We start from the raw sequence: 12,547 nt of genomic DNA, 5'->3' as shown, positions 1-12,547 counted from the left end.
TACAGGGCTAGCCGGTCGGCCCTGAGAGCACGCACTCCGGGAAGTGCCCACGCACCAAGCCGAGCTTGGTCGCCGCCGAAGCTCTGTTGATCGCCAACGCCAGCATTCCCGCTGAGTCGACCAACAGGATCAGCTCGCCGTTCTCCACATCCTCGAAGGTACGGCCGATCACCGCGATGTGCCTTGCCTCGCCCATGTGCACCGTGACCTGCTGGCCCTCGACGAAACCCGCATCGGCGAGCGTGTCGGCGCGCGCGGCCAGCTGGATGTTGCCGAAGTGGTCGGTCATCAGTACCTCGGTGGTGATCGCGCCTGGTCGCACCGATGGTGCGGGGGAGCTGACCCGTTCGAGGTCACGGACGTCGATCGGCGCTCCGAACCGTTCCGGCGGGACACCGACGGCCAGGTGCGCGGCGGCGGGAGCGAAGATGTCTCTGCCGTGGAAGGTGGCGGACACCTCGGGCAGTCGGTAATCCGGCTCGGTCAGCTCGAAAGCGGCCCGAGCGCCACCCAGTTCGTCCGCCGCGGGCAACAACAAGCCGTTGTCAGGACCCACGAGTAGCCCGTCACGCGCGACGACGACCACCGCTCTGCGCGTGGTGCCGACACCGGGATCGACGACGGCGAGGTGCACCGCGGGCGGCAGGTAGCCCACCGCCTGCGAGAGTGTGAACGCACCGTGCCGTATCTCACCCGCGGGCACGGTGTGCATCAGATCGATGACCCGGGTGTTCGGCGCTATCCGCGCGATGACGCCGTGGCAGATACCGACAAACGGGTCATCGAGCCCGTAATCGGTCGTGAACGAGATCCACTCGTACCGCATGCGTCCTCCCCGACAAGTTTGCCACGGTCGTCACGTCGTCAGCGTCTCGCCGGATTCCAGCACCCGCACCTCAGTGCCGTCCGGGGCGAGGTTGGTGAACAGACCGTAGTGCATCTGCGGGAACGCCAGCACGGCCTCGTGGATCGGCACCGCGATCCTCGGAGCCACCGCGCGCAGGAAGTCTACCGCCTCGGATGCCTTGAGCCACGGCGCCGCTGTCGGCAGCCCCAAGATGTCGACGCGCTGCTCAGGAACGTGGAACGAGTCGCCGGGGTGGTAGAACGCGCCGTCATCGACCAGGTAGCCGACGTTCGCCACACACGGGATGTCCTTGTGGATAACGGCGTGCTCGCCACCGACGGCCCGGATCGTGGTGTCGCCAATCCGCAGCGACTCGCCGGGATAGGTGGTGTGGGAGTCGAGATCGAGTTTGGCGACGGTTTCGTGCGTACCAGGGTCCGTGATCAGCCGCGCGCCGGGGTTCGCGGCGAGCAAAGCGGGCAGTTTTTCCGCGTCGATGTGGTCGTAGTGCTGGTGTGTGATCAACACCGCGTCCAGGCCGCGTTCGGACTCGAACCCGGACGAGAACGCGCCGGGATCGATCAACATCCGGGCCGACCCGGTCTCCACCAGCACGCAGGCGTGTCCGAAATGAGAGATGCGCATCTCCCGACGTCCTCCTCGCTTGGCGCCGCCAGACCGCCAAGCCTACGAGCAGCCACCTGCGTCGCCAAGGTCCGAACGGGGACTACCTACACCCCTGTGCGCCACCGCGTCGGGTGGCATGCTGAACTCAGCGCGTCTTGCTGCTCCGCTGTTGGCAATTCGTCAACAATAGGGCATGCTCGACCCGTTCGACGCACTCGCGCAGGAGGCACCGATGGCGACCGTGCTGCCAGAAGGCACCGCGAATAACACCGCTGAGCGGACGTTCGACTCGCTCAACCCGGCGACCGACGAGGTGGTCGGCACCTACCCGATCACGACACCCGCCGAGGTGGACGCCGCCGTCGCGCGGGCTCACGACGCCGCGAGATTCTGGGACGAGCTCGGCTTCGCCGGACGCGCACAGCGGCTGCGGAAGTGGAAGAGCATCATCACCCGGCGACTGCCCGAGCTGTGCGCGCTGGTGCGCGCCGAGACCGGCAAGCCGGAAGGCGACGCGCAGCTGGAGATTGTGCTCGCCATTGAGCACATCGAGTGGGCGGCGAAGCACGCGAAGAAGATCCTCGGGCCACAGCGACGTTCACCCGGACTGCTGTTGGCGAACAACGCGGCGAGCGTGGAGTACCACCCGCTGGGTGTCGTTGGCGCCATTGGTCCGTGGAACTACCCGGTCTACACGCCACTCGGCTCGATCACGTACGCGCTCGCGGCGGGCAACGCGGTGGTGTTCAAGCCGAGCGAGCACACGCCGGGTGTTGGGAAGTGGCTGGTCGACACGTTCGCGGAGGCGGTGCCGGAGCAGCCGGTGTTGCAGCTCATCACTGGATTCGGTGAGACCGGCGCGGCCCTCGCCGCCAGCGACGTCGACAAGATCGCATTCACCGGATCGGCTGCCACCGGCAAGAAGGTGATGGCGACCGCGGCGCAGCGACTGACACCGGTCGTGATCGAGGGCGGCGGCAAGGACGCGGTGCTCGTGGACGCCGACGCCGACCTGGACGCGGCGGCCGACGCGACCGTGTGGGGCGCGTGCGCGAACGCGGGCCAGACGTGCGCCGGTGTCGAACGCGCCTACGTGCACGAGAAGGTGTACGACGACTTCGTGGCCAAGGTCGTCGAGAAGGTGGGCACGGTGCGCGGCGGGTCCGATATGGACGCGCAGTACGGGCCGATGACGATGCGCTCGCAGATCGACGTCATCCGGCGGCACGTCGAGGACGCGCTGGAGCGCGGCGGCAAGGCGGTCTACGGCGGGCTTGACTCCATCGGGGAACGGACCGTTCAGCCGATCGTGCTCGTCGACGTCCCGGAGGACGCGGCGGCGGTGCGCGAGGAGACGTTCGGGCCGACGGTGACCATCGCGAAGGTTCGCGACATGGACGAGGCCGTGGCGCGGGCGAACGCCTCGACGTACGGGCTCGGATCGGCAGTGTTCACACGCGGCAAGGGTGTCGACATCGCGCGGCGGCTGCGCACCGGAGCGACGTCGATCAACGCGCCACTGTCGTTCGCCGGGATCGCGTCGCTGCCGTTCGGCGGGCACGGCGACTCCGGCTTCGGGCGCATCCACGGGCCAGAGGGGCTGCGGGAGTTCGCGCGGCCGAAGGCGATCGCGCGGCAGCGGTTCTCGCCGCCGCTGTCCCTGACGTCGTTCTCGCGGACGAAGGCAACGGAGAAGCTGGTCGCGCGGATGATGCGGGTGTTGCACGGACGCTCGCGCTAGCGGCCGACTCCCGCCGCCGCGGCCGCGTTGACGACGCCCTCGCCGTAGAACGAGTTGCGGGCGGCGTCGCCTGCGCAGCGGTCGTCGTCAGGACAGTCGATGTCGCGCGCCTGGCCGAGCAGCCGTCGCCGCAGGTCCGTGGGCGTCCACTCCGGATGCGCACTCACCAGCAGCGCGGCGACGCCGGAGACGTGCGGCGCTGCCATCGACGTCCCTGCCTTGAAGCCGTACCGACCGCCGGGCACCGTCGACAGCACGCCCTCGTCCTGCTTTCCCGGGTCGCCACCTGGCGCGGTGATGTCGATCTTGTCGGTGCCGTAGTTCGAGTAGGACGCCTTGCGTGTCTCCATGCCCGTCGCGGACACCGTGACGACACCGGGCAGTTCGGTCGGCAGGTCGATGCAGTCGGCGGACAGCGGACGGTTGGCGATGGGCTTCGAGTCGTTCGGGCTTGAGCTGTCGGTGGTCTTGTTGGCGAGGTCGTAGTCCGAGTTGCCCGCCGCCGCGACATGCAGCATGCCCTTCCGCTCGGCGTGACGCACGGCGCGGCGCACGCCTTCGAGGATCGCGGCCTGGTCGGGATCGTCCGGGCACAGGTATTGCCACGGGTCGATGTAGTAGCTGTTGTTGGTGACATCGAAGCCCTGCTGCGCGGCGAACATGAACGCACACACGGCGTTCTCCGGGAAGAACAGCCCGCTAGGCTCCTCGGCGACGCGCACCGACGCGACGGTGACGCCGGGTGCGACGCCAAGCACGCCAACGCCGTCCTTCGCGGCCGCGATCGTGCCCGCTACGTGCGTACCGTGCGAGTTCGTGTCGCGCCACACGCCGTCGCGCCGGTCGAGCGAGCCGTAGGCGCAGGACGCGGACTTGCTCTCGTCGAAAGCGTCGTCGAGTTCGGCGTGCTCGCCGTCGATGCCGGTGTCGAGCACACCGACGACGACGTCCCGCGAGCCGCTGGCTACCGGCAACGACTTGTCCGCGCCGATCTGGGTGAGGTTCCAGCGCGGACGTTCCGGTCCCATCGGCGTGTGTTGCGGCGGCCTCGGCGGGACGACCGGTTGGTACGCCTGCTTGGGGATGTCCGACGTGCGTGTCGCACCGGCCTGCTCGACACCTGGTGCCTTCCGTACGATGCCGGCGAAGTCCGCTCCGGTCGCATGCGCGACGACGACGCCGATCGCCGGGTACGCCGCGAACACCGATCCGCCGTTCGCGCGCACCGCGCCGATGGCAGGGCTGACATCACCCGGTTCGGTGAGGACGAAGTACGCCCGCAGACCCGGTTCCCACTGCGGCACGGGCACGGCGACGGCCCCCGGCACGGCGACAGTCCCCGGCACGGCGGCGGCGCTCGGGCTGGCGACCACGCCAGACAGTAACGACACCAACGCCACCGCGAGGAACCCGGCGGCGAGACGTCGATGCGCGGCGTGCCATGCGATCACGGCGTCCTCCAAGCCCGGTCGGTCACACCCCTGCCAGCCGGACCTTAAGCGCCGTGATCGCCAACGGCAGCGGACTTCGCCGGTTCGGACGCGGAGATCACCTGACCGGGGAGTCGTGGGAGGCCAGCACCCGCGCGTACGACCCGCCCTCGGCCACCAGTTCGTCGTAGGTGCCGAGCGCGGCGATGCGGCCGTCGTCAAGCACGAGGATTCGGTCGGCGTCGCGGGCGGCGTCAAGCCGGTGCGCGATCGAGATGACCGTGCGACCAGCCAGGGCCGCGGCCACCGAGCGTTCGGCCTGCCTCGCCGCGCCGTTGTCCATCGCCGCGGTCGCCTCGTCCAGCACGACGACCGGCGGGTCCGCCAGCAGCACTCGGGCCAGCGCGAGCTGCTGCGCCACGGCGGGCGACACCGACACCGCGCCAGGCCCGAGCCGGGTGTCCAGCCCTTCCGGCAGCGACCGCACCCAGTCGTCCGCCCCGACGACCGCGAGGACGTCGTGGAGACGGAAGTCGTCGCCATTCGCCATCAGGTTCTCCCGCACGGTCGCCGCGAATACGTGATGCTCCTGGGTGAGCAGCAGCACCTCGCCGCGCAGTTGGTCGTGCGGCCAGCACCGCAGGTCGACACCGCCGAGCGAGATCGTGCCGCTACGCGGCTCGGCGAGGCCCGCGAGCAGCCGCGCCAACGTCGACTTGCCCGACCCGGACGGCCCGATGACCATCAGCCGTTCGCCAGCCCCAATGTCCAGGTCGATGCCGTGGAGGACATCGTGACCGTCGCGGTAGGCGAACCGGACGTCGCGGAGCTGGACGTCCCTGCCACTGGGCGTGACCCTCGCGCCATCGCGGGCGGGTCGCACCCGCCGGACGCCGAGGATGCGCCGCAGGCCAACGGAGCCGACCTGTAGTTCCTCCACCCACGCCAGCAGTTCGACCAGCGGAGCGGACATCGCGAGCAGGTACAGCGTGACCGCGGTGATGTCGCCCAGTCCGGCGAGGCCTGAGCGGTAGGCGAGACCGCCGATGGCCAGCACCGCGGCGACCGGGAGCAGGTAGGCGAGGTCGAGTGTCGGTAACCACCGCGCGAGCAACGACCGGTGGGCGTGCTCGGTCGCGACAGCGGCGCGCAGCGCGCGGTCGTTGTGCGCCACTCGCCGATCCGCGAGGCCGAGCGCTTCCACCGTTCGCGCGCCGGTCACGGTCTCCGTCGCGGACGCCTGGACGTCGCCCCACGCGGCGAGCATCCGCTCGAGCACCGGGTTCGCGCGCCGCCAGTACCACCGCGTGGTGAGCATCAGCAGCGGCACCGACACCAGCATCCCGAGCGTGAGCAGCGGCGACGTCACCAGCATCGCGGCAACGGTCAGGACGACCGCGATCGACGACGTCAGGATCTCCGGTGCGGCGTAGCGGGCGGCGTACTCGATGCGGTCGACGTCCGACGTCGCCCTGCTGAGCAGGTCGCCAGTGCCCGCCTCCTCCACGGTGCCGATCGGCAGTCGCAGCACGTGCTCGGTGAAGTCCGCACGCGCGGTGGCGAGTAGGTGTTCACCGAACCGGGTGGCGCGGACGTGCGCCCATCGACGTAATGCCGCTTGTGCGAGCAATACAGCGAGGAAGACCGCGGCCAAGACATCGACGGGTGGACGCCTGCCCGCCGCGACGGCGTCCACCAGAACGCCGAGCAGGCGCGGCCCGACCAACCCGAGCAGCGAAGCGAGCACGAACAACGTGAGCATCACCGCGAAGTCGCCGCGCTTCCTGCTGGCGACGTCGCGCAGCCATCGCCGCACCATCCGCGCGTCGGCAAGCGGAAGCATCATCGTGCGGCTCCTTCCTGTGCGGTTGCCGGTGCGTCCCGCGAGCTCGCCGCGGGGCCATGTGGAGCGACACCATGCGCGTCGGCGGCGACGCGCCAGAGCGGGCTCGACGTGAGTACCACCGTCGTTTGGCCCTGTCGGAGCGCGGCGATCCGCTCGACGATGCGCGCCTCGGTGTGCGCGTCCACGGCGGACGTCGGTTCTTCCAGTACGAGGACGTCCGGGTCGAGTGTGAGCGCCCGCGCCAGCAGCAGCCGTTGCCGCTGGCCACCGGACACTGATCTGCCACGCTCGCTCAGCACGGCGTCGTACCCCTCGGGCAGGGCGTCGATGACGTCAGAGGCGTCGGCCGCCGCGATGGCGTCCGCGACCGACACCGCGTCGCCCGCCGCCAGTTCCTCACCGACCCGTCCGGCGAAGAGGTGATCGTCGCCGAGGACAAGCATCACGCGGCGGCGCAGTTCCGCGCGGTCGACGTCGCGGATGGGCACGCCGCCGATCAGGGCGTCGCTGTCGGCGTAACCGGTGAGGCGCTGGGCCAGCGCGCGGTCCGGCGGCAGCACGGTGAGCCGCCCGGCGGGCGCGACGACGTCACCCTCGGCCAGCGACAACGGGCCCTCCGGTAGTGGCATCGGTTGTGCGGGCTGGTCGAACTCCGGGGCGAGCCGGAGCAGCCGGTCGACGCGGCCCGCCGCGACGCGCGCCGCGCTGGCCGCGTCCGCCGCCTCGGTCGCGGTGCGGACCGGCACGACCAGGAACGCCGACGCGCCGTAGAACGCGATCAGGTCACCCGGCGAGATCGCACCGTCCAGCGCCAGCCGCGCGCCGAGCCAGGTGACGATGACGGTGATCAGGCCGGGCAGCGCGATCTCCGCCGCCGCGAGCCACGACTCGGTGCGACCAACGGCCACACCAGCGTCGCGCACTCGGTCGTTGACGACGGTGAACCGGCGGAGGTGCTGCCGCTCGCCGCCGACACCGCGCAGGATGCGCAGCCCGGCGACGATGTCCGCGCCCATCGCCGTGACCTCCGAGAACCGTTCCCGCTGGGCTTCTTTGCGCCGATGGAGCGGTCGCAGCAGCGGCCCGATACCCAGCACGGCGAGCGGCACCCCGACCAGCGCGACCGTGCCGAGGACCGGGGTGATCGTCACGAGCACGACGGCGACGACGGCGAACGACGTCAGTGCGCCGATGGTCCTGCCGAACGTCTCGACGGCGTTGCCGATGTCGTAGACGTCCTCTGACCCCATGGCGACGACCTCGCCGGTCGCCATTCGCTTCGGCAGGGTCGCGCCAAGGTGTGCGGCGTGCCCGACGACCGCGCGCTCCGCACTGACCGCGCCGTGGATCCACATCGTGTGCGACGCCCAATTCAGGACGCCGCTGGCCACTGCCTGCACGATGGCGAGCCCCAGCACGAGCCCGATCCAGCCCGCGAGGTCCGCCGGTTCGCCCGCAGCGATGCTGGTGTCGATCGCCGCGCCAACCACCAGCGGCATCACCGCCGTCGGCAGCATCGCCCCCGCACCCGCTATGGCGGCGGTCAGCGTCAGTCCCGGCCGCGCGGTGAGCACCATCCGCAGCCGGAAGCTGGGTCTGTCAGTGGGTCAAGTGAACTCAGTGCCTCCCATGCGCCGGACGATACCGACGCCCACCGACACGGTGCTACGGATTTTCGGCCACCGCCGCCAGGATCTCCGCCTCCTCCGCTGGCGTCAGCCCCGCCCTGCGAGGACGGTCGAGGCCAAGGGCGCGCTCGTGCGCCAACGCCCCGGCGACCGCGTCGTCCAGCGGGCGGGTGCGCAGGCCCGCCTGCCGCGCGGGCTCCGGGTCGTGCGCCGCGATCCCCGCTGCCTCCGGCGGCAGCCACAGCGGCAACGTGCGCGGCCCCACCCACGGCCCGACGCCGGCGCCCACCAGCTGGTCCGGAGGTACCGGCGCCAGCTCAGCATCAAAACCCGACGCGATCGCCGCTAGCAGGTCCCGTAACTGCCAGCGCGGCCCCACCGCATCGAACGTCCCGGTGACCCGCTGCTCCGCCCCAGTCACAATCCACGAGGCTAGGTCGCGGACGTCGATGTACTGGATCTCCTGCTCAACGTCCGGCACCACGGCCCGACCGCCGCGCGCGAACCGCGCGGGCCAGTACCCGAACCGGTCGGACCCATCGCCCGGTCCCGTGATGAGTCCGGGCCGCACGATGAGCGCCAGGTCGTCGAGTGCGTCACGAACGGCGTTCTCGCTCGCGACCTTGACCGCGCCGTACAGGCCAGGGTCGGCGTCCCGATCCGTCAGCGTCCCGTGCGCCGCGCGGGGCTCGACGACCGGCGCGCCAGGCCGTTGACCTGGTGTTATCTCGTCGGCGTAGACGCTGATGGACGACACGAACGTCCAGTGCTCCGCTGTGGCGCGAAGCGCGGCCAGCGCATCGGTCACCCAGGTGTAGGACATGATCGACGTGTCGACCACCGCCTCGAACCGCTCGCCCACGAGGTCCGCGAGAGCGTCCGGCGCGTCCCGGTCGATCCGCAGCAACGTCGCCCCGTCCGGCACCGCGCCGGACGTCCCGCGCGCCGCGCACACGACGTCGTGCCCCCGGCGCACCGCCTCGGCCGCCACCGCCTTGCTGACGAAGATCGTCCCGCCGAACACCAGCATCCGCATGCCGCTCAAGCCTGCCCATCACGGGTGCGCGCCGCCACGGGTTTCTCCAGCAGCGAAACCCACCGCTCACGAGCAGCCACCGCCTGCTAGCGCACGTGACCTGCGTCGCGTGCGGCAAACCTCACCGCCAGCGCGAATCCGCAGGCCAGGTAGGCTGACGTCGTCCATAGGACCCACCGAAACCCGGAGCTGTCACGTGGCCAAAGTCGTCGTCGACGTCATGCCGAAGCCCGAGATCCTCGACCCGCAGGGACAGGCGGTCGCCCGCGCGCTGCCCCGCCTCGGATTCGACGGCGTGGCCGACGTCCGTCAGGGCAAACACTTCGAGCTGGAGGTCGACGACTCGGTCGACGACGCCACGCTCGCCAAGATCGCAGAAGGCTTCCTGTCCAACCCGGTGATCGAGGACTTCGTCGTCCGGCGGGTGTCGGAATGACGGCGAAGGTCGGCGTCATCACCTTCCCCGGCACGCTGGACGACGTCGATGCCGCGCGCGCGGTGACGTACGCGGACATCGAGGCGGTATCCCTCTGGCATGGCGACGCCGACCTCAAGGGCGTCGACGCCGTGGTTGTGCCGGGCGGCTTCTCGTACGGCGACTACCTGCGCGCGGGGGCGATCGCGCGGTTCGCACCGGTCATGGGCTCCGTGATCGACGCCGCGCGCAACGGCATGCCGGTGCTGGGCATCTGCAACGGCTTTCAGATCCTGTGCGAAGCGGGCCTGCTGCCGGGCGCGCTGGTGCGCAACCACAAGCTGCACTTCGTCTGCCGCGACCAGTGGCTGCGGGTGGAGAACACGTCGACGGCGTGGACCACCCGATACGAACCGAGCGCTGAGATCCTGATCCCAGTCAAGAACGGTGAGGGCGCCTACATGGCCGACGAGCCGACACTGGATGCGCTGGAGGGCGACGACCGCGTGGTGTTCCGGTACGTCGGCTCGAACCCCAACGGCTCCCGCCGCGACATCGCGGGCATCACCGACCCGACCGGCCGGATCGTCGGCCTGATGCCGCACCCCGAGCACGCCATCGACGCGCTGACCGGCCCGAGTGACGACGGCCTCGGCATGTTCCTGTCCGCACTCGACGCGCTCCAAGGAGCCCCTGCGTGACCACTCTCGACACCGTCAAGCACGCCGAGTCCACCCCTGACCTTGAGCAGCCGTGGGCCGAGCTGGGCCTCAAGGACGACGAGTACGCCCGCATCCGCGAGATCCTCGGCCGCAGGCCGACGGACGCCGAGCTGGCGATGTACTCGGTGATGTGGAGCGAGCACTGCTCCTACAAGTCGTCCAAGGTGCACTGGCACTACTGGAAAGAAAACACCACCGAGGAGATGCGCGCCAAGATGCTGGCGGGCATCGGTGAGAACGCGGGTGTCGTCGACATCGGGGACGGCTGGGCGGTCACCTTCAAGGTGGAGTCGCACAACCACCCGTCCTATGTGGAGCCGTACCAGGGCGCGGCGACCGGTGTCGGCGGCATCGTCCGCGACATCATCGCGATGGGGGCACGCCCGCTCGCGGTGCTCGATCCGCTGCGGTTCGGCGCGGCCGACCACCCGGACACCAAGCGTGTGCTGCCCGGTGTCGTCGCGGGCATCGGCGGCTACGGCAACTGTCTCGGCCTGCCGAACATCGGCGGCGAGGTCGTCTTCGACGACACCTACCAGGGCAACCCGCTGGTCAACGCCATGTGCATCGGCGCGATGCGCAGCGAGGACCTGCACCTGGCGCACGCGACTGGCGTCGGCAACAAGGTCATGCTGTTCGGCGCGCGCACCGGCCTCGACGGCATCGGCGGCGTCTCGGTGCTCGCTTCGGAGACGTTCTCCGGCGACGAGTCGGGCACCGGGCGCAAGAAGCTGCCGAGCGTCCAGGTCGGCGACCCGTTCACCGAGAAGGTGCTGATCGAGTGCTCCCTTGAGCTGTTCCGTGAGGGCATCGTCGTCGGCATTCAGGACCTCGGCGGCGCCGGGCTCTCCTGCGCGACAAGCGAGCTGGCCTCCGCGGGCGACGGTGGCATGCGCGTCGAGCTGGACCAGGTGCCGCTGCGCGCCGAGGGCATGACCCCGGCGGAGATCCTGTCCAGCGAGTCGCAGGAACGCATGTGCGCCGTGGTCAAGCCGGAGGACGTCGAGGCGTTCCTGCGGGTCTGCCGCAAGTGGGACGTCATCGCCACCGAGATCGGCGAGGTCACCGACGGCGACAACCTGGTGATCACCTGGCACGGCGAAACCGTGGTCGACGTTCCGCCTCGCACTGTGGCGCACGAGGGCCCGGAGTACCACCGGCCATTCGCGCGGCCCACGGAGCAAGATGTCCTCCAGTCCGCGACACCGGACCTGCTGCCACGCCCGAGCACGCCGGACGAGCTGCGCGAGACGATCCTGACGATGATCGCCTCACCGAACCTGGCCTCGCGGGAGTGGGTCACGCAGCAGTACGACCGGTACGTGCGGGGCGGCACGGTGCTCTCGCAGCCGTGCGACTCCGGCATGATTCGCATCGACGAGGAGACCGGGCGCGGCGTCGCGGCCGCGACCGACTGCAACGGCCGGTTCGTCAAGCTCGACCCGTACACCGGCACGCAGCTCGCGCTGGCCGAGGCGTACCGCAACGTCGCTACCGGCGGGGCGACGCCGCTCGCGGTGACCAACTGCCTCAACTTCGGCTCGCCGGAGGACCCCGGCGTGATGTGGCAGTTCGAGCAGGCCGTGAAGGGCCTGGCCGAGGGCTGCCGCGAGCTGGGCATCCCGGTGACCGGCGGAAACGTCAGTTTTTACAACCAAACCGGTGACACCGCGATTTTGCCGACCCCGGTCGTCGGCGTGCTCGGCGTGATCGACGATGTCCGCAGGCGCATCCCGACCGGTATCGGCAACGAGGCCGGCGAGTCGCTGCTCCTGCTCGGCGAGACGCGCGACGAGTTCGGCGGTTCGGAGTGGGCGCACGTGGTGCACGGCCACCTCGGCGGCACCCCGCCGCAGGTTGACCTCGCCCGCGAGAAGCTGCTGGCCGACATCCTGGTCGCCGGGTCGCGCGACGGCATGATCTCCGCCGCGCACGACCTCTCCGAGGGCGGCCTCGCCCAGACCATCGTGGAGATGGCACTGATCGGCCAGACCGGCGCGCGGCTGGTGCTCGACCCGGACATGGACCCGTTCGTACAGCTCTTCTCGGAATCGGCGGGCAGGGTGCTGGTCGCGGTGCCGCGTAGCGAGGAACTGCGGTTCACGGAGCTGTGCGGCGCGCGGGGCTTGCCGTGGCGCAAGACCGGCGTCGTCGTCCCCGAGTCGGACGCCCTCGAGATCCAGGACGTCGCGACGCTGCCGTTGGAGGAACTGCGCACCGCGTGGGAAGGCACGCTGCCCGCGCTGTTCGACTGA

General features: G+C 70.3%; 10 protein-coding genes. 4 read left to right on the top strand and 6 right to left on the bottom strand.

Translation table 11 applies throughout. The features are described from left to right. Window positions 1–7: 7 nt before the first annotated feature. A complete protein-coding gene (locus ACFQGD_RS01660; RefSeq protein WP_345403729.1) occupies window positions 8–826 on the bottom strand; it encodes an SAM hydrolase/SAM-dependent halogenase family protein in 819 nt (272 codons plus the stop codon). A 30-nt stretch (window positions 827–856) separates the two neighbouring features. Then, entirely contained in the window at window positions 857–1,492 is a 636-nt protein-coding gene (locus ACFQGD_RS01655) for an MBL fold metallo-hydrolase (RefSeq protein ID WP_345403726.1), read from the bottom strand. A gap of 214 nt (window positions 1,493–1,706) precedes the next feature. Here ACFQGD_RS01655 and ACFQGD_RS01650 point away from each other — a divergent pair, with 214 nt between their 5' ends. Beyond that, entirely contained in the window at window positions 1,707–3,215 is a 1,509-nt protein-coding gene (locus ACFQGD_RS01650) for an aldehyde dehydrogenase family protein (protein WP_345403783.1), read from the top strand. On the opposite strand, the gene ACFQGD_RS01645 is transcribed toward ACFQGD_RS01650, so the two are convergent. The 4 genes from ACFQGD_RS01645 to ACFQGD_RS01630 all read right to left on the bottom strand — a co-directional run bounded on the left by ACFQGD_RS01645 (window position 3,212) and on the right by ACFQGD_RS01630 (window position 9,155). Further along, entirely contained in the window at window positions 3,212–4,666 is a 1,455-nt protein-coding gene (locus ACFQGD_RS01645; protein WP_345403723.1) for a S8 family peptidase, read from the bottom strand. The genes ACFQGD_RS01650 and ACFQGD_RS01645 overlap by 4 nt on opposite strands. A gap of 97 nt (window positions 4,667–4,763) precedes the next feature. Beyond that, window positions 4,764–6,491: an ABC transporter ATP-binding protein gene (locus tag ACFQGD_RS01640; RefSeq protein ID WP_345403720.1), complete on the bottom strand. Its 1,728-nt coding sequence runs from the start codon at window positions 6,489–6,491 to the stop codon at window positions 4,764–4,766. Beyond that, complete coding sequence (locus ACFQGD_RS01635) at window positions 6,488–8,068, bottom strand: ABC transporter ATP-binding protein (protein ID WP_345403717.1); 1,581 nt, start codon at window positions 8,066–8,068, stop codon at window positions 6,488–6,490. The genes ACFQGD_RS01640 and ACFQGD_RS01635 overlap by 4 nt, the downstream gene beginning before the upstream one ends. A gap of 88 nt (window positions 8,069–8,156) precedes the next feature. Beyond that, the gene (locus ACFQGD_RS01630; RefSeq protein ID WP_345403714.1) at window positions 8,157–9,155 is read right to left on the bottom strand and encodes an NAD-dependent epimerase/dehydratase family protein; all 999 of its coding nucleotides are present in this window, start codon (window positions 9,153–9,155) and stop codon (window positions 8,157–8,159) included. Between the two features lie 196 nt (window positions 9,156–9,351). On the opposite strand from ACFQGD_RS01630, the gene purS reads away from it, so the two are divergent. The 3 genes from purS to purL are packed head-to-tail and all read left to right on the top strand — an operon-like array spanning window position 9,352 to window position 12,547. Continuing rightward, window positions 9,352–9,591, top strand: coding sequence for a phosphoribosylformylglycinamidine synthase subunit PurS (purS, locus tag ACFQGD_RS01625; protein ID WP_034268014.1), 240 nt, complete (start codon window positions 9,352–9,354; stop codon window positions 9,589–9,591). Beyond that, complete coding sequence (gene purQ / locus ACFQGD_RS01620) at window positions 9,588–10,271, top strand: phosphoribosylformylglycinamidine synthase subunit PurQ (protein WP_345403707.1); 684 nt, start codon at window positions 9,588–9,590, stop codon at window positions 10,269–10,271. Before purS ends, purQ begins: the two co-directional genes overlap by 4 nt. Next, complete coding sequence (gene purL / locus ACFQGD_RS01615; RefSeq protein ID WP_345403704.1) at window positions 10,268–12,547, top strand: phosphoribosylformylglycinamidine synthase subunit PurL; 2,280 nt, start codon at window positions 10,268–10,270, stop codon at window positions 12,545–12,547. Before purQ ends, purL begins: the two co-directional genes overlap by 4 nt.

Source organism: Haloechinothrix salitolerans (assembly GCF_042662605.1).
GTDB lineage: Bacteria > Actinomycetota > Actinomycetes > Mycobacteriales > Pseudonocardiaceae > Haloechinothrix_A > Haloechinothrix_A salitolerans.
The sequence above is the reverse complement of the archived record's forward strand: the minus strand, read 5'-3'. Positions and strand labels throughout refer to the sequence as shown.